This window comes from Lacticaseibacillus nasuensis JCM 17158 (genome assembly GCF_001434705.1).
In the GTDB taxonomy this organism is placed as follows: Bacteria; Bacillota; Bacilli; order Lactobacillales; family Lactobacillaceae; genus Lacticaseibacillus; species Lacticaseibacillus nasuensis.
Genome location: NZ_AZDJ01000003.1, coordinates 194,305 through 219,165 on the forward strand (window position 1 = coordinate 194,305; position 24,861 = coordinate 219,165).

Consider the following 24,861-nt stretch of genomic DNA (forward strand, 5'->3'; position numbering starts at 1 on the left):
GAGTTTAAACATGGCAGTTGAATGGCAGGGGATTCCTGCAAAGTATCAATTCGCCGTTCAGCAACTGGCGAATCAACACGGTGAACAAGCCGTCACGGCGACGGTCACCGTCACCGAAGGGCCAGCCGGGTTGACCCTAAAGCGGGCCGGCGATACCGGCACCATTGCGTATCACACCCCGGCGGATTTGATGCGCGGCGTCACGCTGTGGTTGGGGCACGCCCAACATGAAACGGCGTTCTCGGTGGCAGAGCAAACGAGTTTCGATTCGGTGGCAGTGATGCTGGATGTGGCCCGAAATGGGGTACCGACCGTGACCAACCTGAAGGCGTTCATCGAGCGGACGGCCAGCCTGGGGTACACCGAGGTGTGGCTTTATCTTGAAGATGTCTTTGAGGTTCCCGGCGAACCATACTTCGGCTTAGGCCGTGGCCGATTCTCGCAAGCGCAACTGCATGATCTGGCGGTGTACGCCGATCGTTTCGGCGTCACCTTGGTACCGGCCATTCAAACGCTGGCCCACCTGCAGAACTTGTTGCGGTGGCAGGCATTTGACAATGTGAAGGACGCCGATGACGTGCTGTATGCGGGTAAAACGGAGACACGCGCATTTTTGAAGCGCATGTTGACGGCCGCCAGCGCCCCATTTTTGACCAAGAAGATTCACATCGGGATGGATGAGGCCTATAACCTCGGTCGCGGTAAGCGCCTCGATGATGGCTACGTTGACCAGCAGCAACTGATTCAAGATCACCTGAAAATGGTGGTCGAGCTGACGCAGGAGCTGGGACTGACGCCGTATATGTGGAGTGATATGTGGTTTACCATTGCCAGTCCAACGCACACGATGTATGACGAGTCCGTACACTTCACCCCCGAGTTCGTGGCGAGTCTGCCACACGTTGGGCAAGTCTTTTGGGACTATTACCACGACGAACCAGAAATCTACAAGGTGCGGCTGAAGCAACATAAAGAGCTTAAGCAGTCGCTTGTATGGGCCGGAGGGGTTTGGACCTGGGCCGGATTAGCGCCGGACCAAAGCAAGATGTTGGCCAGCATCAAGGCCGGGATGACCGGCGCCAAGGCAGAAGGAATCAAGGAAGTCGTTGCGACGATGTGGTTCGACGATGGCGCGGAGACGCCGCTGTCTGCCAGCTGGCTGGGGCTGCAGGACTTCATCGAGTACCAGTACCACGACACGGTCAGCCCGACTGAATTGGCCGATGCCTTTTCCTTGATGCAAGGCGAAGACGCAGCAAGTTACCTCTTGCTCGATGACTTTGATAACTTGCGGCCTGGCACCGTCAATACGGATGCCGACAACCCGAGCAAGCTGGTGTTGTACGAAGACCTACTGTTGCAGCGTTACCGGCAAAACCTGGCGCCAGAGCACTTGGCCGAGCATTATGAGGCGTTGGCGACCAAGCTGACGCAGGTCACGGTGAGTGCTAATTCTGCGCAAACGTTCAAGTTTTATCAGCAGTTAGCTAGGACGTTGGCAGCGAAGGTGAAAGCCCTTGATGCGTTGGCGGCCTTGATGCCACAAGCCCGGGCAAACACTGGTGTCGCGGTGGCAGCACTGACGACCTTAAAGGCAGAACTACAGCGGCTAATCACGGAATTTCGTGCGTTGTGGCATGCCGAACGGCGCGGTGAAGGGTATGAAGTGCTCGACATTCGCCTCGGTGGGCTGGTTGCCCGCGTTGACACCGTTTTATGGCGGCTAGATCGGTTTGCCGCCGGTGCCGATGAGTTAGCTGAGTTATTCGAGGTCAAGCTACCGATGGACAAGTGGACCAATGGCCCTGTCGGTCATGGTTTGTACAAACAGATCGTGAGCCCGAGTGACGTCTTGCATTGATGTGCTACACTGAGGCAAGGCCCGGAGCTATTCCGGAATTTTGAGGTAGAGGTGGATCATGCTCGGACAGGCGACCCAAAATGTGTTTACAAAAGTGTATGTGATGTTGATTCTGAGTTTTTACTTCTGGATACTGACGGTTGCCGGCCTTGTGATTGCAGGCGTTGGCCCCGCAATGCGGACCGTGGCAGAGATTTATGACCACCATGGCTGGCAGTATCGGGAATACCACTGGCATGAGAGCTGGCAAACCTTTAAGCAAGTGTTCAAGGCGGCAAACATGCAGTGGTGGGGCTTTGCCATTGTCGGGGCAATTCTGAGTGAAAGCTTATATCTCGCCTTACAGTTTAAGGTCGGGTGGATGTTGTTCATCATCTTCATCCTAATTTTTGCCTTGCTGCTTTGCTTGGCGCTGGGCATGTTCACGATAGTGCTGCAAAGCCACTACGACGTCACGTTTAAGGTGGCGCTGCGGCTGGCGGTCAGTCAGTTCTTCTCGAGCTTTCCCCGGCTATTGCTGTTCTTAGGTGGGTTGCTCATGATTGTTGTCTTCACGATCAAGTGGCCAGGATTGATTCTGTTTATGACCATACCAGCCCTGGTGTTGTGGACATTTTATATTTCGGCAAAGTGGTTTACCTTTGTCGATGCGCACTTAGCTGAATAACATCAACAAGCGTCGAGGCAGTTGTCTCGGCGTTTTTGTGTTGGCTTATATCACACCACTCCTTTAATTTGTCACCGAATAACTTAAATTTGTAGATTGGTTACCTCTGGAAACGCTTTTATACTGTAACCGTTAACAAAACAAAGAAAGGGGCGGGTGAATTGGATAGTAGTACGGCTGTCGCACAAGCACCTGCGACAAAACAGTCAGGGACCACGAAGCGCGGCTTCATGCGCACCCTGAAGGACAACGGCACTTATTTGCTCTTCGTTTTACCGGGCACGTTGTTTCTCATCGTGTTCTTCTACATTCCGGTACTAGCGAACGTGGTCGCTTTCCAAAATTTCCAGTACGATCCGCAAGGCTTTGTCTACAGCCTGATCCATAGCCCATTCGTCGGATTCAAGAATTTCGAGTTCTTCTTCCATTCTGCCGATTTCGGGCTGGTGTTACGGAACACCGTGGGGTATAGCCTGACCTTCCTCGGGTTAAACTTCGTCTTCGCGATCTTCTTTGGGATCGTGATGAGCCAAATGCGTAGCAAGCGGCTGCTCAAGGTTTACCAAACGTCGATGTTGTTCCCTTACTTCTTGTCCTGGGCGATTCTCGCGTACTTCCTGTATGCCTTCCTCAGCACGGATAAAGGGGTCATCAATCACTTGATCACCGGTAGCGGTGGGACCGCGATTGATTTCTACAACAATCCGACATTCTGGCCATTCATTATCATCTTCATGGGCGTTTGGAAAGGCATTGGGTACAACAGTATTCTGTACTTCGCGACCGCCAGCGGCATCGACCCATCCTATTACGATGCGGCGATGATCGATGGCGCCAACAAGTGGCAACAAATTAAGAACGTGACGTTGCCACACATTTTGCCGGTTGCGACCTTGATGTTGATTCTGAACATCGGGGGCATCTTCCGAAGCGACTTCGGGCTATTCTACCTGTTGCCGCGAGAATCGGGGACGCTGATCAACGTCACGCAGACCTTTGATACCTACATCTACCGTGCGTTGACGACGACGAATGATATTGGGATGTCAACCGCCGCCGGGCTTGTGCAATCAGTGGTCGGGGCGGTTCTGATTATCATCACGAACCTGATCGTGCGGAAGAAGCAGCCAGAAGCAGCACTATTCTAGAGAAAAGGGGCGTTCAAGATTGCGGAAGAAAAAAACTGTAACCGCTGAAGATATCCGTAAGTTCAGTTCTGGAACGAACCTGTTCTTTAACATCGTGCTTGGCATCTTCGCTTTAAGTTGTGTCTTACCCTTCGTTTTCATCATCATTTTGTCCTTGACGAAGGAAACGGATATCACCCAATTCGGGTACCAGTTCTGGCCGAAGCATTGGTCACTGGGGAGCTATCAGTATCTTGGTAACATGGGTGGTCAGATCTTTAAGTCGCTGGCTGTGACCATCTTTGTCACTGTTGTCGGGACTGTGATCAACACCACATTCGTTTCGACTTATGCTTACGCGATTTCGCGGCCGAACTTCAAATTTGCCCGGTTCTTCACCATTTTCGCCTTGATTTCCTTGCTGTTCACGCCAGGCATGGTGCCAACTTACTTGGTCGTCACTAAGATGCTGGGCTTGCAGGACAACGTGTGGTCACTGATTCTACCAATGAGTTTCAGTGTGTGGAATGTCCTGATCATGCGGACGTTCTACATGACCTCCGTTCCTGAGGCGATTGTTGAATCGGCCCGAATGGATGGCGCCAGCGAGTTTCGGACTTTCCGGAGCATCGTGGTGCCACTGGCGGTGCCTGGGATCGCCACGATCAGCCTGTTTACCACCTTGTCGTATTGGAACGACTGGTTCAACGCGTTGCTGTACATGAGCAGCTCGACGTGGATTCCGCTGCAATACCTGCTGGTCAAGATTCAAAATGATATCAGTGTGCTAGCGCAACAGGCGGCGCAAGGCGGCGCAACGCAAATCGCGAACCAGATTCCTCAAGAAGGCATGCGCTTTGCCGTGGTGGTTGTGGCCACGTTACCAATCGCCATCACGTATCCATTCTTCCAGAAGTACTTCGTCAAGGGCATGACCATTGGCGGGGTCAAGGGTTAGTCTCACTTAATTAGGGTTCAAGTTGTTTTAGAAGGATTCACAAAACATATATGTGGAGGGGTTCACTATGGTTCAAGTCAAACATGCATTAGCGTTGGCGGCTACGGCTGCTAGCGTGCTCTTGCTGGCAGCATGCGGTAAGAGTAGCTCGGGCGACAGTAGTAGCAATGGCAAGACCGTTGTTACCTTGATTCAACCTGGTTCCGGCATCCAAAACGAGAAAAAGTTGATGGCTGCTGCGAACAAGGAACTGCAAAAGAAGTATCCGAACGTCGAATTGAAGATCAAGCAAATCGACTGGGGGGATTATCCACAGAAGTTTAACGTCATGACGACTTCTGGGGAATCATATGACCTCATGTTTGCTGAAGACTACGCGAACAACGCGGCGAAGGGCCTGTTCCAAGACCAAACCAGCCTGATTAAGAAATACGCTAAGCCGGCTTACAACGCCATTGACCCGGCCTATTGGAAAGGGGTTACCGTTAACGGCAAGATTTACGGCTTCCCGACTAACGCCAATGTCTTTTCCAAGACTGTTCTGGCCTTCAACTCGACGTATACCAAGAAGTATGGGATCGATGTGAAGGGTGTTAACTCCTATCAAGATGCCACCAAGGTCTTGGCTCAGTTCCACGCCAAGAACCCAAGCACTGCGGCCTTCTCAATTGTTAAGGGCTATCGGATTGTGCCTAAGGCGATGTCCTATCCGTTGGGGAACAACTTCCCGTTTGCCGTTGATGCCACTGGCAAGAGCACCAAGGTGTTCAACCCTTATGACAACGACGAAATGATGAAGGACATGAAGACGTTGCACAGCTGGTACCAAAAGGGCTACATCCCTAAGGACGCTGCAACGAGCTCCACGACTTATAACGCTGGCACGGACACTTGGTTCATGCAGACTCAAACGAACGGTCCTTTCGACTATGGTAACCAGGCGTTGAATACGGCTGCCGGTGGTAAGGAAATCATCATCAATGATCTTTCTGAGCCATTCAAGAACACGTCTGATGCACAAATGGCTGTTTACGTCATGTCCAAGACTTCGAAGCACCAAAAGGCTGCGATGCAGGTCATGAATGCGATCAACACTGATAAGAAGCTCGAAAACACCTTGGTTTGGGGTGTTGAAGGGGAACAGTGGAAGTTCACCAACGAGAAGACTGGTTCCATCAAGACCTTGAAGGGTTACGATGCGCCTAAGGCACTCGGTGCTTGGCTGAACGGGAACAACAAACTGCTGTACACCAAGGACAACATCACGACTGCTGACAAGGCGACTCGCGACAAGTCCATCAAAGACACGCCTGAATCTGCTGCTCTGGGCTTCAACCCAGACACCAGCTCCGTCAAGACTGAGCTGACGAACATCAGTAACGTCATGAGTAAGTATGCTGATATCTTGAACACCGGGACGGCTGAACCAAAGTCGACGGTCAAGAAGATGGATGCTGAACTCAAGCAGGCTGGCTACGCGAAAGTGCAGAAGTTGCTGCAAAAGCAATACGATGCCTTTTTGAAGAGTGAAAAGTAAATCTCGGCAAGTTGATTGCCACTCGCCTCATAGGAGGTAGGTTACTGGTACCGGTGGGAAAAATCCATCGGTACCAGTTTTTTTTGATATCTAACCAAGGAGGAATAGCATGAACGAAGCTAGTTTTAAGCGGATCAGCCGCATCGCGGAGGTACTTCAGGAACACATCGTCACCAAGAGTTATCCATTCACCTCGGCCACACTCAGCGACGCTGATGGCGAGCGCACCTACCATGCCGGAGACTATTTCGGTGGGGAAAACGCCAATTATGATATGACCATGACGGTGTCGGTGCCGGATTTTGACCCGGCGAATCAGTATGTGTTGACCGTTGGGACCCGCGGGTATAACGATGACAACACGCGGAACCCGCAAATCAAACTGTTCATCGGCACGGAATTAGTGCAGGCCTTCGACGTGAATCACCACGATTGCCCGCTTGATGCCGCCTGGTTTGTGGATGGGGTACTCACTTTTCGGCTTCAAATCTATGCCGGCCGCGATGACAAGAAATTCCCACTGGATGCGGTGGTGAACCTGATCGACCCACAGACGCGCACGACGTATTTTGACTTCATGACGTATCTGGGCTGCTGGAAGAATGTGACGGCGGAACAAAATCTGGATAATCGTTATCGGGCCGCGCTGGAAGAGGCGGCTAACCACCTGGACCTGCGGGACATTGGCTCTGAAGCTTATCAGGCGAGTCTGACGGCGGCCAGTCAGATCCTGCATGATCAACTCGATGAGGCGCCAGATCCGAAGAATGGCACGATTTACGCCATCGGGCACACCCACATTGATATGGCTTGGCTCTGGCCCATCGAGCAAACGGTAGAAAAGGCCAACCGCAGCTTTGCTACGGTGTTGAACCTGATGAAGCAGTACCCGGAGTTCCAATTCATGCACAGCTCACCGCAGTTGTACAAGTGGATTAAAGAAAAGTATCCAAGCCAATACGCCGAAATCAAAGCGGCGGTGATGGCTGGCCGGTGGCATCCGGAAGGCGCGATGTGGATCGAACCTGACACGAACTTGCCATCGGGTGAGTCGCTGGTGCGGCAGCTGATGTACGGCAAGCGCTTCTTCAAGCGTGAGTTTGATATCGACTCGAAGGTCCTGTGGTTGCCGGATGTCTTCGGTTACTCGGCCTCTTTGCCACAATTGATGAAAAAAGCTGGCGTTGATTACTTCATGACCACCAAATTGGCTTGGAATGATACCAACATCTTCCCGGATACCAGCTTCTACTGGCAAGGGATCGACGGGACGCAGGTCGTGGCGCACATCATCAACACGATTAGTGAGTTCTGGAGCCTCAACGAATGGTACAGTACTTATTCTGGGTTGGTGACCCCGAATGTGCTGAAGAAAACCTGGGATAAGTATCGGCAAAAAGACGTCAGCGATAGCGTTCTGGTCGCCTATGGCTGGGGAGACGGCGGCGGTGGCCCGACGCCTGAGATGATGGAATATCTGAATCGGTTCCAGCATGGCATTGCCGGCATGCCACGCGTGCGTCAGGCTGGCGTGCGCGAGTACTTCGACCACTTGGCTGGCACCATGGCGGCCAATCGCGATGCCGTGCCGGTGTGGATGGGGGAGCTGTACTTTGAGTTCCACCGCGGCACTTACACGTCGCAGGCGCATTCTAAACACGCTAACCGCGCATTGGAGACGCAATTGCAGTCCACCGAGAAACTGTTGGCAACGACGCCGAGTGCCGGTGCCCATCGAGAAGTGTTGGGGCCAATTTGGGAGCGGGCACTACTCAATCAGTTCCATGACGTCTTACCAGGAAGCTCAATTCCGCAGGTGTATCAGCAAACGGACCAGGACTACGCCACCGCGTTTAGCCAGTTGCACGACCTGCAAGCCGAGTATGCCAAGGGCCAATTGACCCCAGCGCCAGGGGCGACGACGGTATATAACCCGTGGGGCCAGACGCGGTCGGTGGCAGTTGAGTTGCCGTTAACGCCAGAGCAAGGCGCGACGGTGAACGGGCAACCCGTGGCGACGCAACAGCTAAGTGCGACCACTGCCCTGGTGCAGGTGCCTCAGGTAGCGCCATTTGCCTTTGCCACCATCACGCCGGTCAAGCAAGCAGCAGTGGCTGTGCCAGCGGCCAAACCGCTGGGCCAGACTTATGAAACTGCGGAATTGAAGGTCAAATTCGATGCTGCCTATAACATCACGAGCTTGTATGACAAGCAGGCGCAACGCGAAGTCGTGCCTGCTGGCGGGCTATTGAATCAGCTGGTGGTGTATCAAGACCTGCCGACGGAATACGACGCGTGGAACGTCGATTCGACCTATCACGCGAAGTCCTGGCCGGTAGCCACCGTGGTCAGTGCCACGATCGAGGGGCAAGGCGCCTTGCGCGACACCTTGCATATCGTGCGCCGATTTGAACATTCCACCATCGACACGCGGCTGCACTTCATTCACGGCACCACCAAGATTCAAATTGACTGCGACCTCGACTGGCACGACGACCATACGTTCTTACGGTGTGAAAATGCGGTAGCCGTGAATGCCACCGAGGCGAGCTACGACATTCAATTCGGTAACTTGACGCGGCCGGTGAACAAAAACACCAGCTGGGAGCAGGCCAAGTTTGAAGTGCCCGCCCAAAAGTGGGCCGATTTATCCGATAATGGTTACGGCCTGAGTATCCTCACCGATGCCAAGTACGGTTATGATGCCGGGTATCAGCACCTTGGTGTGTCGCTGCACCGGTGCCCGACCTTCCCGGATCCGCAGGCCGATACCGGTCATGACCGTTTTACCTACACCCTGTTCCCGCACGCCGGTGGTTGGCGAGAAGCTGGTACGATGCAGGCGGCCTTAGCCTTGAATACGCCTGCGGTGGTGTGGTCAGATGTCGCTGCCCCGGCGCAACGGACTGAGGCTTGGGTGAGTGTGGCCCAGCCTAACATCATCATTGACACGATTAAGCCTGCCGAGGACGATGCCGCCATCATCTTGCGCGCGTATGAGTACGCCAACGCGCAAACCACGGCGACCATCACCTTCCAACAGGCCTTGGCGAGTGCGGATCTATGTAACCTGTTAGAGCAACCGGAATCGGCACTGACCATCAGTCCAGATGGTCACACCGTCACCGTGCCATTTGGCGGGTTTGCCGTCCAAACAATTCGAGTCACCTTGAAGTAGGAGGATAGACAATTGACGTTAATGTTTGAACAAACTGGACAGAGCTTTGCTGTTCCCAACGCCGGCCTACGCATCAGCTTTATTACCGCCGAAATCGTGCGGGTTCAAAGCCTGCAGGCGCCGGGACGGGCGAGTGTGGCCGTGCTGCCAAAGCGCGAGCAGACGACCCCAATTACGGTTACTCAGGGCGAAACGTTGACCTTGGCCTCCAGCGCGTTGACGATTCGAGTCGATGCCGCCGGCCATGTCGATGCCTATGATAGCGTGGGGACACCGCTGGTAATCGACTATCGCGGCGAAATGACGCCGCTGAAGCGCGACATGGATGCCGCCAAAAGTGCTTTGGTTGAGGCCGAGGGGCATTCCTTGCCCGCTGCGCCAGCGGCGGCCAAGCTGCAGGTCGTCAAGCAGCTCCGCGCCGATGAGCACTTCTACGGCCTTGGGGACAAAACCGGTTGGCTCGATAAGCGCGGCTATGTGTATGACAACTGGAATACCGACGATGGCCGCCCGCACCTTGAGGACATTACGCGACTATACAAGAGCATTCCATTTTTGCTGGGGCTGGTCCATGACCGGGCATACGGGCTGTTTTTCGACAATCCGTATCCGAGTCATTTTGATCTGGGCAAGGAATCTTCGGCTTACTTCTATTATTCTGCCGCTGGTGGCGAGTTGAATTACTACATCATTGGTGGCGCCGGCCTGACCGATGTGGTGCGCAACTACACCTACTTGACCGGGCGCACACCGCTACCGCAAAAATGGACGCTGGGCTATCAGCAGTCGCGCTTCAGCTATGAAACCGAAGGGGCGGTACGGGATGTCGCAACGCACCTGCGAGAGCTGCACCTACCAGCCGACGCGATTCACTTGGACATCGACTATATGGATGGTTTCCGGGTATTTACGGTTGATTCACACAAGTTCCCAGACATGAAGAAGTTGACGGCGGATTTGTTGAACGTTGGCCTGAAGACGGTGACCATTATCGACCCCGGGGTAAAGGTGGATCCCGACTACGCCATCTACAAGGAAGGCATCAAGCAGCACGCCTTTGCCACCACGCCTAAAGGAGAGGTGTACGTCAACCAGGTTTGGCCAGGGGATGCCGTTTATCCGGACTTCGGGCAGTCGCGCGTGCGGCGGTGGTGGGCGAAGAATCAGCAGATTCTCACCGACCTCGGCGTGAGTGGCGTTTGGAACGACATGAACGAGCCAGCCAGCTTCCGCGGCGAGCTACCCGACGACACGGTGTTTAGTGACGATGATGAGCCAAGCACGGCGCTAGCGATGCATAATCAGTATGCGCACAACATGGACCAGGCCACCTTTGAAGGCCTGCGGGAACAAACGGGCAAGCGGCCATTTGTCATCACGCGGGCGGCGTATGCCGGCACCCAGCGGTACAGCACAGTGTGGACCGGCGACAACCGCTCGTCTTGGTCGAACCTGCAGCTCCTGATTCCGCAGCTGTGTAACCTTGGCCTGAGTGGTTTTGCCATCGCCGGTACCGATATCGGCGGCTTTCTCGGCGATACCACGGCGGAGCTGTTAGTCCGCTGGCTCGAAGCCGGCTTGTTCAGTCCGCTGTTGCGCAATCACAGCTGCGCCGGCACGCGGATGCAGGAGCCTTGGCAGTTTGACGAGCAAACTCTGGACTTGTACCGGCAAAATCTCCAGCTACGCTATCAGCTGATCGATTACCTCTATGATCTGTTGGAAGCCGGGACCCGGACCGGGTTGCCGGTGATGCGGCCGCTGGTGTTACACTACCCAGATGACCCACAGGTGACCGACTTAAGTAGCGAGTACCTGGTTGGTCAACAACTGCTGGTGGCCCCGGTCCTGATGCCAGGGGAGACGGCGCGCAGCGTCTACTTCCCCGCCGGCGATTGGCTCGATTTCACCACTGGCAAGCACTACGCCGGTCGGCAAACTGCCTTGGTCCAGGCGCCGTTAGGACATCTGCCGCTGTTTGTTCACGCCGATACCCTGTTGCCGTTACGGCCGGCGAGTGAGTGGGTCGACCCCACCACGGAAACCACGCTGACCTTCAAGTTATTCGGCAGCCGGGGCGAGTGTGAGCATTACCAGGATAACGGGAGTGACTACGCCTACCAACAAGGGGCGTATAACCGTTATCTCGTCAAGGTGAACGCGACGGGGCAGGCAAGCGTGACCTTCCTGCATCGCGGCGTCACACCTTATCAACACGTGACGGTGCAAACCCCGACCCAGACGCTGCAGTTTCAGTTGAATGCAGCCGGGAATCAGTATGAATTAGTCCGGTAAGTCAGGCGGATATTGACGCCGAAGTCGTGGGCTTCGGCGTTTTTTTTGGGTCTAAATGATGGGGCCATTTGTGCTAAACTGAATGAATTGGAGGTGCGACGGTGAGAGTGAATTTTCGGCGACTGATGCAGATCTATACCGTCGTGCTGATTGTGATGGGCATGGGCGTGACCGGTGTGGGTATCATCATTTCGGTCAGCAGTGCGCAAGCGGCGGTCAAGCAGGCGGAAAACATGGCGACGCAGCGGGCAAGCGACCTCGTCACCCGCTACCAACAGGTGACGGACGACTTGGCCGCCAACATCACGTCGGATCCGCGGAGACTGACGAATATTTCCCAATACTTCGTGTTATCCCCGGCCCGGTACGCGAATTACGCCATCGACCAAAGCCAAGGCGATGCGCCGTATTACTATTGGCCCAACGAATCATACAGTTTCATGATGCAACATCCCGAGGTGCAGCGTCTGATTGTGACGATTCCTCGGGCGACCAGTAACCAGGCGTTCATCGCCACGCAACAGAAAAAAGAAGGCAGCGTCCAGAAGCTCCGGGGCAACACGCCAGACTTCTTCTCTGCCTTGATCAACCCGATGAGTGCCACGGTGGACGGTTCCATTGGCGTGGATTACAACAAGCACCTGTTGGATCAACAGCTCAGCGCCATCGACGTCAAGGCGCACTTGCAGGTGCTCGTGTTGAACAGCGATCACACTATCGTCAACCACTTCAGCGATGCCTCTGTGGCGACAAGTGAGCGGCGGCAGGTGACTAAGGCGGTCACTGGTGACACACTGGCCAAGCTGAAGGGCTATACCGTGCACAGCAAGGACATCGGCAATGAGTTTCAGCTGCTGTTTGTTGTGAACAAAAAAGGACTCCAGCAACTGCTGATCCTGCGAGTCAGCGAAATTGCCGCCATCGGCATCACGTTGCTGTTCCTGTTGAGTGTCGTGTTGTGGCTGATGTTTGGAACCTACCGGCGCCAGCTCGATACGATTCTCGATACCGTTAAGGCCGTGGGCAATGGCGACATCAAGGCGCGGGTGCCGGCAACGGTGCGCCAAGCCGACTTAAGCGAGCTAGGTGAAGGCATTAACCGCATGCTTAGCGACTTAGACGACTATATCTACACGATTTACCAGCTGCGTATCGCCCAGCAAGAGGCCAACATCAAGGCCTTGCAGGCGCAGATCAATCCCCACTTCATGTCCAACACGCTGGAATATATCCGCATGGCCGCGCTAGACGCCGACCAACCGGAGCTGGCAAAGGTGGTGTACAGTTTTGCCGCCTTGTTGCGTAACAATACCGATTTTTCACCGCTGACGACGATTCAAAAGGAACTCGACTTCATCGACAAGTATGTCTTCTTATACCAGGTGCGCTTCCCGCGGCGGCTGGCGTACCAGATTACGGTTGAACCGAGTGTGGCCGCCCTTGAGATTCCGAAGTTTAGTTTTCAGCCGATTGTGGAGAATTACTTCGTGCACGGCGTCGATTTTGCCCGCGGAGACAACGCCTTACACATCAAGGCAACGCGCCAAGAGAATCGCGTGACAATCACCGTGGCGAATAACGGCAAACCGTTATCTGCCGCGCGAGTGAGCGAGCTTAATGCCCGGATGCAGCAACCACTGGGCGAGGCGCAGGTGCACTCGATTGGCTTGCAAAACGTCTACTCGCGGCTTAGGGATTACTTCGGGGACAGCTTTGCCATGTGGCTGGCCAGCGATGACGACGGCGTGACGACGACGATTCAGTTTACGGTGAAGCCACAAACGGCGCCGATGTAGAAAGGGGGATGGCGATGCTACGCGTGATGATTGTCGATGATGAATATATGTTGCTGCGCGGTCTGCGTAAGCTGATCGATTGGGAAGCCATGGGTCTAACTATCGTCAATACGGCGCAAAATCCGTTGCTGGCTTTGGATTACCTTGGCAAAGAACCCGTCGATATTTTGCTGTCCGACATGAACATGCCGGAACTCGCAGGGCCCGATTTTGTCGCCAAGGCCAAGGCCTTACAACCGGATATGGAACTCATCGTCATCTCCGGTTATGAGGACTTCGACTACGTTCGCGCCGGCTTGCAGCAACACGCCGTGAATTACTTGCGCAAGCCCATCGATACCGACGAGTTGATCACCACTCTCGAGGCGGCGATGAAGCGAATCGCGGCGCGGCAGGAAAGCGACTATAACGCCTCGCTGGCCGCGCAAGCCGAGCTACGCGACTTAGTCACCGGGGCGGGCGACGAGGCGGCGTTAATTGACTCGCTGGCCGTCAACTTTGCCAGTATGGGGACACCGGTACGGCTATTGGCTGTCATGAACCCGATTCCGCCCAAGGTGCTGGTCAAGTTTCTGCGCGTGATGCCGGCCGTGCACGGGTTTTTCCGTGAAGGGCAGGACTTCTTCATCTTGTTCCAAGGGGATGCTAAGGAGCTGGCGACCTTCGTGCAGGAAGCGCCACTGCCGGTGAGTTCGTCGCGGCGGCCAGTGCTCATCGGCCCGCCGGCGAGCCGACCGGCGGAGCTACGCGAGGATTACGCGCAGCTCACGGCCGAAATTGCCCGGCAGTATTTCTTCGAAACCGCGGCGGGGTTACGAGAGTTAACACGCCCGGCTCAGGCCAGCCAAGTGCTGACGCTACCGGGGTACAGCACAGTAAAAGACGCAATCGGAGACCTCGAGCCGGCGGCCTTTCGCCACTGGCTAGTGCAACAAATGGCGGAATTTGCCAAGGCCAATGCCTCCGTCACGTTTGCCAAGCAGTTCGCCTTAGTTGTGTTGTTGGTATTAAGCGAGCAACTGCCGGCAACGGAAGGCAAGTCAACGACCATTGCCGCGATCAATCAGGCGCAAACGGTGACGAAGCTGATTACGACCTTAGTCGACGTGGCCCAGCGCGCCGCGTTGCAGGAGCGCCACCAGTATTCCCGCAACGTCTTGATGATGCGTGAACTCGTCCGGGCGCGATACCAGGAGCCACTTAGCCTGAGCACGGTGGCCAAGGAGTTACACCTGAATGCCGTGTACCTCGGCCAACAGTTTAAGCAGGAAACGGGCCGTAGTTTTTCCCAGTATCTCAACGACTGGCGAATGGGCCTAGCGATGGACCTGCTGCAAAATTCCGAGGAAGACGTCAATCGTATCGCCTTGGCGGTAGGCTATCAGACGCCGAGTTACTTCTATAAATTATTCAAGCAACAAACGGGCATGTCGCCGCGTGAATACCGCGCGGCTGCCGGTAACGCCCAAGACTAAGCAAAACGGCACCGCACGTCAACATTCGTGCGGTGCCGTTTTCGCTTAACTCGTTGCCAGTGTGCTGCCTACCGGTGCGGCGGGAGTCGGCGCCGCGGCGATGGTAAAGGGCCGGTGGGCGTCCGGCAAGGTGACGATGACGGTGGGGTCCAAATGCGCCGCGGCCAGCTGGGCGAGGTCCATGGTGACGAGCGGCTGGCCGACTGTTACGTGATCGCCGACGGCCACGTGAACGGTAAACGGCGCTCCGTCAGCGGAGACGGTATCGATCCCGAGGTGGAGCAAGATACCGGTCCCGTCTGGCGTCGTCATGGTGATGGCGTGGTGCGTCTCGGCAATGCTGGCGATGGTCCCAGCGGCTGGGGCCATGACTTCACCGTCGCTAGGTTGCACCGCAAATCCTTGACCGACCTGACCAGAGGCAAACGTGGCGTCCGCCACGGCGCTCAGAGGCTCGCGCTGGCCGGCGACTGGCTGGTGGAGCACCAGCACTGACTCACTGGTGGCGAGCTGACGACTCAGCGCGAAGGCCAAGCCAGCGGCGATGACGAAGGTGGCGGCGATGCAGACAATCATCCAAACCAAGTTCATCATGTTGCCCGCCTTGGCGTACACGGGCAGTGAGGTGATACCAGGCATAACGAAGGCGTAGCACTTGACGCTAAAGACGACCGTCAAGGCACCACCGATGCCATTGGCAATCATAGCGGCGATCAACGGCGTCTTGTTGATCACGTTGACGGTGTACAGTGCGGGCTCGGAAATCCCGAGGAATGCCGAAAAGCTCGTGGACATTGCTGCCGCGCGGCGTTCCTTATTTTTCATCCGCAAGGCCGCCCCGAACGCGGCGCCGCTTTCGGCCATGTTGTGGGCGAAGGAAATCGGCAGCAGGTAGTCGTAGCCCATTGTGGCGATGTTTTGAATCTGAATGGGGCTGGTGGACTGGTGCATCCCGGTAAGCACGATCAGCGGCATGAAGAAGCCCAGGAGAAAACCGGTCAACAGGCCAGCCTTGGTGAATAACCAAACGATGCCACTGGCCAGGTATTGACCGCCATAGGCCCCCAGCGGCGCCAAGACGAGTAACGCCACTGGAATGGTGATCAATAGCGCCACAGCGGGGACGACCACCAGCTTGAACATGTCGGGAATCACCCGATCGATGGCGTGATACACCAGCGCCAACAAGCCGACGCTGAGGATGACGGGAAAGACGGAATCCGAATAGGTGAAGCTAGGAATGGTGGCACCAAACAGGCTGAGGCCGGACTTACCACTGGCAATCGTGGCGGTAAAACTCGGGTACAGCATGGCGCCCGCTACGCACAGGCCCAAAAACTCGTTGACCTTGAAGCGGCGTGCTGCAGTGACAGCGAGTAACACTGGTAGAAAGTAAAACGGCACGTCGGAAATCATGCTGATTAACGCCACCGTGCTGTTCTTGGCCAAAGCCGGCGCAATGCTTTCGACGATGGCCAACAGCCCCTTCAAGATCCCGCCGGCCACCAAGGCGGGAATGATCGGACTGAAGATGCCGGTGATGACGTCGAAGAGTAGCTGAAGCGAAAAGCGCCGCGCCGGGGCCGCGCTAGCCCCACCGAGCTGGGCGGCCACTTGGGCATAGACATCGGCGACCCGCGGGCCGATGACCACTTGAGTCTGGCCGTTTTGGCGTTGCGTGCCGAGGACGCCGGGGAGGGCGGCGATGGCATCGAGATCGGCCGCGGTATCGTCGCGCAGGTTGAAGCGCAAGCGCGTGACGCAGTGCAGGTGGTGGGTAATATTCGCCGACCCGCCTAGGTCGGCAATAATGGTGCGAGCCAATTCAGAATCAGTCATGAGTGGCCTCCTTATGTGCGGCAATGTAGTCGCGGTACCAATAAAACGAATCTTTTCTGACCCGGCGGTCGCTGCCGTGACCGGCGTTGTCGCGGTCCACGTAAATCACACCGTAGCGCTTGGCCATGGTCAGCGCGCCGCAAGACACGATGTCGATGATGCCCCACATGGTGTAGGCCAGAAGGTTCACGCCATCGGCCACGGCCAAGTCGAGCTGGGCGAGGTGCGCCTTGAGGTAGGCGATGCGGTAGGGGTCGTGCACGGTGTCGTCGGCGGTGAGCTCGTCGTGAGCGCCCAAGCCATTTTCTGCGACGATGATGGGCAGGCCATAGCGGTCGTTGAGCTGATTCAACGTGATGCGCAAGCCGACCGGGTCAATTTGCCAGCCCCATTCGCTGGTGGTGAGGTAAGGATTCTTCTTCGTCATGATGAGATTGCCGGCGGTTTGCTCCCAATCGGGTTGGTTGGTCGCGACCTGCGAGAAGTAATAGGAAAAGGCCACGAAGCCGACGCGTCCTTCTTGAAGCAAGGCCGCGTCCCCGGGCTCGGTGTGAATGTGGACGCCAATCTTATTGAAGTAGCGGGTCATGTAGCTGGGATAGCTGCCGCGCGCCAAGACGTCGAGGTAAAACCAGTTGGCATATTGCTCGTCTTGTAGTGCCTGCAAATTGTCTTCCGGTTTGCAGGTCGCAGGATAGGTGGTGAAGCGGGCAATCATGCCGCCGACTAGCTTGCCCGGCACGAGCTGGCGGCCCAGCTTCACCGCCCAAGCGCTACACAGGAACTGGTGATGCAGGCTTTGGTAAATCGCTTGGTCTAAGCCGGCGCGCGGCGTGGGAATCAGGCAGACGCCGTCCCAAGGCGAGAACTTGGCCGCGTTGATTTCGTTGAAGGGGAGCCAGTAATCGACGACATCCCCGAGGCGGGTGTACAGCGTCGTCACGTAGCGCTTGAAGAAGGTGATTAGCTGCCGGTTTTGCCAGCCGCCGTAAGCCGTGACGAGGTGGACGGGGATGTCGTAGTGGATCATCGTGGCCAAGACTTTGATGCCGTGACGCTGGCACTCGGTGAATAAGTCGCGGTAATAGGCGATGCCTGCTTCGTTGGGCTCCAGCTCGTCGCCGTTGGGGTAAAGTCGCGACCAGCTGATCGAGGTGCGAAAGACTTGCAACCCCAGCTCGGCCAGTAAGGCGATGTCCGTTTTGTAGTGATGATAAAAATCGATGCCGCGGCGCAAGGGGTAGTAGGTGGTATCATCATCGGCCAAGGCGGCAGTCAACTCTGCTTGCGTAAACGGCGACTGCTGGTGCTTGGTTTCGATTTGTTCCGGGGTCCAAGCCCCGTCAAGGTAGCGCATGTCCTGGGTGCTCGGGCCCTTGCCCCCGTCGTGAAACCCACCTTCTGCTTGCGAACTGGCGATGGCTCCGCCGAGTAAATATGTCATCTTGACCTCTTTCCGGGCAAAACAAAAACCGCCCATACAAATTAAATTTGTAAGGACGGTTACCCGCGGTGCCACCTTAATTCAGCTCGACGCGACGCCAAAAACGGCCGCGTCAAACCACACTTAGCGAAGGGCCAACACCCTCCCGGCAACTGACGAGTGCCTACCCGTTTCCCCGTACTAGCAAGGCGTTCGGGGGAACCCTCAGCGGTCCATTTAACTGCCTGTGTCCGGCGACACTTTCAGCGCCGGTCGCTCTCTGTGCGGGCATAACAGTCTTGATCTCCGCGTCAACGGTTTAATGCTAATTCATTTAATTGAGGCTATCCTAGCCGAATTAGTTCCGGCAGTCAACCATTAATTTTTGCCTTGTTATAACACGTGGCCAGAGCGGGGATGGTCGCGGTCGATGACGACGGCGGCAATCATCAGCAGCAAAATCACGACGGCGGGTAAGACCTCACCCAACGCCAATAAGATAATGACGGCCACGATGGCCAGGCCCAACAGATCCCAATCAAACAGAGCGAATTTCATTTGGCTCCCTCCATTCTCGGTTCTCCTTCAGTTTACCACCTGAGCCGCGCGGTGAAGCGCTTTTTTCTGGCTGGAGGCGGCTGAATTTCGCGTTGACCGACGAGAATTAAGTCATTTTGCCACAATGTCTGCCGTTTTGCCGCGGAGACCGTGCGAAACATCTTGCGAGAAACCCTAGAACCACAGCAATCGCGGCGGTTGTGGAACTTTTTAAGCAGTTTTAAGCACTTGTAAGTGATTTTCTGACGTCAGCGTGCTATACTGAATCTCGTAAATCAAATATAGAAGGTAGGTAACCCACATCATGGCAACCACAATCGACTATGATTCAGCTGCGTACATTGACAAGATGAAGCGCTACTGGCGCGCCGTCAACTATGTCTCAGTTGGCCAATTGTATTTAAAGGATAACCCGCTGTTGAAGCGGCCGCTCCAATCCGAAGATGTGAAGTTCTACCCAATCGGCCACTGGGGCACGATTGCTGGTCAAAACTTCATCTACACGGAACTCAACCGGGTCATCAACAAGTATGACCTGAACATGTTCTACATCGAAGGCCCAGGTCACGGTGGTCAGGTCATGATCTCCAACGCCTACCTCGATGGCACGTATACCGAAACGTACCCGAACATCACCCAGGACGAGAAGGGCATGAAGATTCTCTTCAAGCGCTTCAGCTTCCCAGGTGGGGCCGCTTCCCATGCCAACGCTCAGATTCCTGGTTCGATCCACGAGGGTGGCGAGCTGGGTTACGCGTTGAGCCATGCCACTGGTGCGATTCTCGACAACCCTGACGTGATCGTTGCGGCTGTGACTGGCGACGGCGAAACCGAAACCGGCCCGCTGGCCACTAGTTGGTTCAGCAACACGTTCATCAACCCGATCTCCGATGGTGCTGTTTTGCCAATCGTCCACATGAACGGGTTCAAGATTTCTAACCCAACGATCCTGTCTCGCAAGTCCGATGCCGACTTGACCAAGTACTTCGAAGGCATGGGCTGGAAGCCGTACTTCGTTGAAGGCGACGATCCTGACAAGGTCTTCCCAGCGGCCGCTAAAGTCTTCGATTCCGCAATCGAAGAAATCAAGGCCATTCAGAAGAATGCCCGCGAGAACAACGATGCCACGATGCCGCACTGGCCAGTGATCATCGTCCGCACGCCAAAGGGCTGGACTGGTCCAAAGACTTGGGACGGCGAACCAATCGAAGGCTCCTTCCGTGCCCACCAGATTCCGATTCCTGTTAAGCGCGACGACATGACCCATGCCGACTCGCTGGAAGGCTGGTTGAAGTCTTACGGTCCTGAAGAACTGTTTGACGAAAACGGTGTGCTGTTGCCTGAACTGAAGGCTTTGACGCCTAAGGGTGACAAGCGCATGGCGGCTAACCCAATCACCAACATGGGCTACAACACCAAGCCACTCGTTTTGCCTAACTTCAAGGACTACGCGCTGGACAATACTAAGCGCGGCGTCAACGTCAACCAGGATATGTTGGTTTGGTCCGACTACCTGCGCGACCTCATCAAGCTGAACCCGACTAACTTCCGGGTATTCGGCCCTGATGAAACCATGAGTAACCGCCTGTATGGTTTGTGGGAAGCCACGAACCGTCAATGGATGGAACCGATCAAGGAACCTTACGATCAGTACTTGGCACCGGCCGGCCGGGTCATCGACTCCCAGCTGTCTGAACACCAGGCTGAAGGCTTCCTTGAAGGTTACACGTTGACTGGCCGTCATGGTGTCTTCACCAGCTACGAAGCGTTCCTGCGCGTCGTTGACTCCATGCTCACCCAGCACTTCAAGTGGATGCGCGAAGCTAACGAGCAACCATGGCACAAGCCATACCCAAGTCTCAACGTGGTTTCCACGTCGACTTCCTTCCAGCAGGACCACAACGGTTACACTCACCAAGACCCAGGTGTCCTGACGCATTTGGCCGAAAAGAAGGGCGCGTTCATTCGCGAATACCTGCCGGCTGATGCCAACTCCATGCTCGCGATTTCGCCGAAGTTATTCTCCTCCGAAAACACGATCAACCTGTTGATTGCCTCCAAGCAGCCTCGTCCGCAGTTCTACTCCATCGAAGAAGCAGAAGTGCTGGCTGACAAGGGCTTGAAGCGTATCGACTGGGCTTCCACTGACGACGATGCGGAACCAGACGTGGTCATCGCTGCCGCCGGGACTGAGCCGAACATGGAAAGCCTAGCCGCCATCGACCTGTTGCACGCATCCTTCCCAGACTTGAAGATCCGCTTCATCAATGTGGTTGATCTGCTCAAGCTGAAGAAAGACGATCCGCGCGGGTTGAGTGACGAAGAATTCGATCGTTACTTCACGACCGATAAGCCTGTCTTCTTCGCCTTCCATGGCTTCGAAGACCTGATCAAGGATATCTTCTTCGATCGTCACAACCACAATCTGTTCGTTCACGGCTACCGTGAAGAAGGGGCCATCACGACTTCCTTCGATATGCGGGTATTGAACGAACTGGATCGCTTCCACCTGTCCAAGGACATCATCACCCACGTGCCTGGCTTCGAGCAAAAGGCCGCGGCATATGCCGAAAAGATGGACGAGAAGCTTCAGTATCACCATGATTACATCCGTGAAAACGGTGAAGACATTCCAGAAGTCGAGAACTGGGTATGGTCTCCAATCAAGTAGTCATCGCCCCTTCTAAGCAAAACAAAACAGATCATGCGTAGATAACAGAAACGCCGTCGCGATTAGTCGCGGCGGCGTTTTTGCGTGGTTGCCACAGCGGCCCGTCCTTTGCCTGGCTTGTCCACTAATTAATCAAAATTATTAGTTTTATTATCAATCGACCGGTAACATGTGGTTACTTTCGTGGTATGCTGACCTTGTTGCGCCTGGTAGTATGACGTGAAAATCTAAATATTTTGGGGGAACCATCATGAAGCATGGATTGATTACATTAGGCGCGGTGGCCGTTGCGGCCGCCTTGAGTCTGCCGGCAACGGTACACGCGGCTGCACCAACGACAAAGACAAGTACTGCGACGGTTACGGTCAGTGTGCCCGCGGGAGATTTAACCCTCGAACAGGCACCAAACTTTAAGTTTGCGTCGACTGGGGCCGAAAGTGCGGCAACGCTGAAAAATACTGGTGACACTGCCGTTAAAGTCGACGATGAACGTGGCACAGGGGCCGGTTGGTCGCTAAGCTTGCAGCTTGGGAAATTCTCTGGTTTAACCACGCAACCAGGCTATCTTGTTTTCCTTGGTGATACTGCTGCCGCGACGACAGCTGGAAACACTGCACCAACTGTCTCCGGAGTCACCCAGACAGCGCCCGGGGATTCGGGTGTTCTGCTTGAAAATGCGGCCCCAAGTACCGGTACTGGTGAGTCAACATTAACTATGGGTAACGTGACCTTAAACGGCGTTACAGTTCCCGCAATCAATGCCACCTATACCGCAGATCTGACCTGGACGCTGGGCACGACCCAGACCAGTAACTAATGCAGTTTCGGAAGCCGGGCTGGTCCCGGCTTTTTGGGTGGTGCCTGATCCTGGTTGGCCTGCTGATGGCACCGCGCCCGGTGCAGGCTGCGGTGCCATCAGTTCACCGTCACGCCATTGTTGCCAAGCGATAACGCGGCGACGAAAGGATACTTTGATCTGACTTTGCCTGCCGGGACCAAGCGCACCTTGCAACTGCGCCTGCACAACGAGGCGACTACGGCCCAAACACTGGTGGTAACACCCACCAATGCGGTCACCGGGACCAACGGTGTGATCACTTATCCGAATGGGCTAGAGGCGAATGGACCGGCGCATCCGACCTTCGGCAGCGTTTTGACACAGCCGTTAGCACAAAATGTACACCTGGCGGCAGGCGCCACCAAAACGGTTAGTTACACGATGACTGTGCCAAAGTTTCGGGGCCTGATTCTCGGCGCGTTTGCGGTGAATTCGCAAACCGCTAAAACTAAGGGCGCCAAGCGAGGCGGCTTGGTCAACTTGGCGCAATACCTGATTGGGGTTTCGCTACATGGCACCCCGGCGACGGTGACGCCACAGATAAAGCTGCCTCAGGTGCGCTACTCAGATAAACAAAATCGACCGCAACTCACAGCACGAATCAACAACGACCAGCCGGCGCTGATTGGCAAGGTGACCTTGCTGGCGCGGGTGTACCGCGGGCAGCGCCGCGTGACCGCGCGGCGTTTTACCGGAATGAACTTTGCGCCAGCCAACCGGTTCTGGGTGACCTTGCCGCTCGATATGAAAAGCGGGTTAAGCGCCGGACGCTACCGGTTAGTGCTCACCGTGCACGGCGATAATGGCCACTGGCGCTTAGCTCACGGTTTTACCGTCAGTGGTGCGGCCGGGCGCCGCGCGTTGGTGCACCGGTTGCGCCTGAATTGGCAACAATTGTTGTGGTGGGCGATCGATGCTTTGGCCGCTGTGATTGTCGTTGGGTTCCTGATTCGGCAACTGTGGCGGTTCGCCCGGCGAAAACAGCGCTGAGAAACTGTATTACTTTGGCTACCCAATGATTGTGCCGAAGAACGGTCCGTACCTTGTGGATGCAATAAAAAAAGTTTCGAGTGACACCGCAAAGGGTGGGCCAGTTTTTCAGAAACTGTTACAAAAACCAACTATTATCGAAGCGAATATGCTATATTACTTCTAGTTAGCAAATCAATGTCAGTGACTGTGGAATGTTTGGGGGAACGCTACGGTATCAATTGGGAGACTGACAAGGACCGTTAACCATTAAAAAGAGGCACTAGGAAGAACATTCCTAGTGCCTCTTTTGTTGATTAAAGCGCCTGGCCTTGCAGCAACTTCTGGCCTAACGCGCCACCGGGATGAAACCCGGCGAAGTCGGTTTTGGTGAAACCCTTTAACCGCGATACCGCACAGGCGATGGCATCGCCGACCATTAAGGCCGCCGTCGAGCTGTTCGTCGGGGCCAAGCCCAAGTCGTCCGCTTCGCCGGCCACGGGAATGGTCAGCACCGCGTCACAGGCCGTGGCGAGGCTGGAGTCGGCGTTACCCGTGAAGGCCACCGTGGTTGCGCCGATGCGGCGTAGTGGTGGCAGCGGCGCCAAGGTCTCCTTGGTTTCACCGGAATTGGAAATGAGGATCACCAGGTCTTCGGCGGTGATCATGCCCATGTCCCCGTGCATCGCCTCTGTCGCGTGAACGAAGAAGCTTGGGGTGCCGAGGCTGGCAAAGGTGGCAGCCAGCTTCGCGCCAATGTGCCCGGTTTTGCCGACCCCCATGAAGATCAGGTGGCCTTGCAGGTGCAAGATGCGGTCCACCAAGGCGTCGTACTGGGCGTCGTCGGTGTGAGTTTGGATATACTGCATGGCCGCGATTTCGCGGTCCATGTATTTGTGAATTAATTCGGTAGTCGTTTCAGTCAATGAACTCGTCCTCCTTATCTGCCTCCTATTGTTGCGGCTTGATAGGACGGGCTCAAGGACGGTTGGTAACGATTTTTGTTTTTGCCGACGCAATCTTCAAACAACAATCAAGTGAAGTTCGACACAACCCGCATCGGTCAATGATTTCAACTGATTTTCATAAGTCTGGGTCGTAAAAATTGTGAGGCTCGGCAACAAGGATGACAAGCAATGCCCCTTGAAGCGGCATGGGGTGACCGCTTACATTAGAGTCGTACCAAGCAAACAGGTGGTGAAAGAATGATTGAGAAAATGATGAACCCAGCGCTGACCCAACTGAATGTGGTCGCGTCGGATTGGCGAGATGCCATCCACAAGGCAGGCGCACCGTTAGTCAAAGCGGGCGCGGTTAGCCAAAATTACGTGGAAGAAATTATCCATTCCGTGGAGCAATATGGCCCGTATTTCGTCATTGCGCCGCACGTGGCGTTGGCGCACGCACCGAGTGATGCAGGCGCCCAACACCTGGCGATGGGGATCACGACCCTCAAGCCAGCCGTCGTGTTCAATAACCCCGATAACGATCCCGTGAAGTACGTCTTCACGCTCAGCGCGCCCGATTCCAATTCGCACCTGAAGGCGATGCAGGAACTCGTTGAGCTGTTATCGGCGGATTCGTTTTATCAGATACTAGATCAGGCTCAATCACCTGACGAGATTATGCAGTACGTTCAAGAGAACGTGGCTGCGGAAAAGGAGTGATT

17 protein-coding genes are annotated in these 24,861 nt (G+C 55.3%); 13 read left to right on the forward strand and 4 right to left on the reverse strand.

Annotated features, from left to right (window positions below):
• The first annotated feature begins 10 nt into the window (after positions 1 to 10).
• From FD02_RS02645 to FD02_RS02685, 9 genes are all read left to right on the forward strand, one after another.
• Positions 11 to 1,861, forward strand: coding sequence for a beta-N-acetylhexosaminidase (locus tag FD02_RS02645; RefSeq protein ID WP_056950205.1), 1,851 nt, complete (start codon positions 11 to 13; stop codon positions 1,859 to 1,861).
• 58 nt (positions 1,862 to 1,919) lie between these two features.
• Positions 1,920 to 2,528, forward strand: coding sequence for a YesL family protein (locus tag FD02_RS02650; protein ID WP_054721621.1), 609 nt, complete (start codon positions 1,920 to 1,922; stop codon positions 2,526 to 2,528).
• A gap of 230 nt (positions 2,529 to 2,758) precedes the next feature.
• Positions 2,759 to 3,676 carry an ABC transporter permease gene (locus tag FD02_RS02655; protein ID WP_056950208.1) on the forward strand — a complete coding sequence of 306 codons (918 nt, stop codon included), beginning with the start codon at positions 2,759 to 2,761 and terminating at the stop codon, positions 3,674 to 3,676.
• Positions 3,677 to 3,695: 19 nt separating this feature from the next.
• Positions 3,696 to 4,613: a carbohydrate ABC transporter permease gene (locus FD02_RS02660; protein WP_056950211.1), complete on the forward strand. Its 918-nt coding sequence runs from the start codon at positions 3,696 to 3,698 to the stop codon at positions 4,611 to 4,613.
• 67 nt (positions 4,614 to 4,680) lie between these two features.
• Positions 4,681 to 6,150, forward strand: coding sequence for an ABC transporter substrate-binding protein (locus FD02_RS02665; protein ID WP_054721622.1), 1,470 nt, complete (start codon positions 4,681 to 4,683; stop codon positions 6,148 to 6,150).
• A 109-nt stretch (positions 6,151 to 6,259) separates the two neighbouring features.
• The gene (locus tag FD02_RS02670) at positions 6,260 to 9,328 is read left to right on the forward strand and encodes an alpha-mannosidase (RefSeq protein ID WP_056950214.1); all 3,069 of its coding nucleotides are present in this window, start codon (positions 6,260 to 6,262) and stop codon (positions 9,326 to 9,328) included.
• A 21-nt stretch (positions 9,329 to 9,349) separates the two neighbouring features.
• A complete protein-coding gene (locus FD02_RS02675; protein ID WP_056950337.1) occupies positions 9,350 to 11,623 on the forward strand; it encodes a glycoside hydrolase family 31 protein in 2,274 nt (757 codons plus the stop codon).
• 101 nt (positions 11,624 to 11,724) lie between these two features.
• Positions 11,725 to 13,419 carry a sensor histidine kinase gene (locus FD02_RS02680; protein WP_156408214.1) on the forward strand — a complete coding sequence of 565 codons (1,695 nt, stop codon included), beginning with the start codon at positions 11,725 to 11,727 and terminating at the stop codon, positions 13,417 to 13,419.
• A gap of 14 nt (positions 13,420 to 13,433) precedes the next feature.
• Entirely contained in the window at positions 13,434 to 14,894 is a 1,461-nt protein-coding gene (locus tag FD02_RS02685) for a response regulator transcription factor (protein WP_056950219.1), read from the forward strand.
• Between the two features lie 45 nt (positions 14,895 to 14,939).
• On the opposite strand, the gene FD02_RS02690 is transcribed toward FD02_RS02685, so the two are convergent.
• The 3 genes from FD02_RS02690 to FD02_RS11160 all read right to left on the reverse strand — a co-directional run bounded on the left by FD02_RS02690 (position 14,940) and on the right by FD02_RS11160 (position 18,714).
• Complete coding sequence (locus tag FD02_RS02690) at positions 14,940 to 16,733, reverse strand: glucose PTS transporter subunit IIA (protein WP_054722944.1); 1,794 nt, start codon at positions 16,731 to 16,733, stop codon at positions 14,940 to 14,942.
• The gene (locus FD02_RS02695; protein WP_056950222.1) at positions 16,726 to 18,177 is read right to left on the reverse strand and encodes a family 1 glycosylhydrolase; all 1,452 of its coding nucleotides are present in this window, start codon (positions 18,175 to 18,177) and stop codon (positions 16,726 to 16,728) included. Before FD02_RS02695 ends, FD02_RS02690 begins: the two co-directional genes overlap by 8 nt.
• Before the next feature lie 372 nt (positions 18,178 to 18,549).
• Positions 18,550 to 18,714, reverse strand: coding sequence for a hypothetical protein (locus FD02_RS11160; protein ID WP_156408215.1), 165 nt, complete (start codon positions 18,712 to 18,714; stop codon positions 18,550 to 18,552).
• A gap of 304 nt (positions 18,715 to 19,018) precedes the next feature.
• Between FD02_RS11160 and FD02_RS02700 the strand changes: the two genes are divergently transcribed.
• The 3 genes from FD02_RS02700 (at position 19,019) to FD02_RS02710 (ending at position 23,213) form a co-directional block, all read left to right on the forward strand.
• Positions 19,019 to 21,385, forward strand: coding sequence for a phosphoketolase family protein (locus FD02_RS02700; protein WP_056950225.1), 2,367 nt, complete (start codon positions 19,019 to 19,021; stop codon positions 21,383 to 21,385).
• Positions 21,386 to 21,635: 250 nt separating this feature from the next.
• Positions 21,636 to 22,202, forward strand: a complete 567-nt coding sequence (locus FD02_RS02705) for a WxL domain-containing protein (RefSeq protein ID WP_054722946.1) — start codon at positions 21,636 to 21,638, stop codon at positions 22,200 to 22,202.
• A gap of 87 nt (positions 22,203 to 22,289) precedes the next feature.
• On the forward strand, positions 22,290 to 23,213 hold the full coding sequence (locus FD02_RS02710) for a DUF916 and DUF3324 domain-containing protein (RefSeq protein ID WP_263849094.1): 924 nt from the start codon (positions 22,290 to 22,292) through the stop codon (positions 23,211 to 23,213).
• Between the two features lie 296 nt (positions 23,214 to 23,509).
• Here FD02_RS02710 and FD02_RS02715 read toward each other — a convergent pair whose 3' ends face one another.
• Positions 23,510 to 24,118 (reverse strand): KpsF/GutQ family sugar-phosphate isomerase, encoded by a 609-nt coding sequence (locus FD02_RS02715; RefSeq protein WP_225352497.1) that lies wholly within the window; start codon positions 24,116 to 24,118, stop codon positions 23,510 to 23,512.
• A 279-nt stretch (positions 24,119 to 24,397) separates the two neighbouring features.
• Between FD02_RS02715 and FD02_RS02720 the strand changes: the two genes are divergently transcribed.
• Positions 24,398 to 24,859 (forward strand): PTS sugar transporter subunit IIA, encoded by a 462-nt coding sequence (locus tag FD02_RS02720; RefSeq protein ID WP_054722949.1) that lies wholly within the window; start codon positions 24,398 to 24,400, stop codon positions 24,857 to 24,859.
• The last annotated feature ends 2 nt before the right edge of the window (positions 24,860 to 24,861 follow it).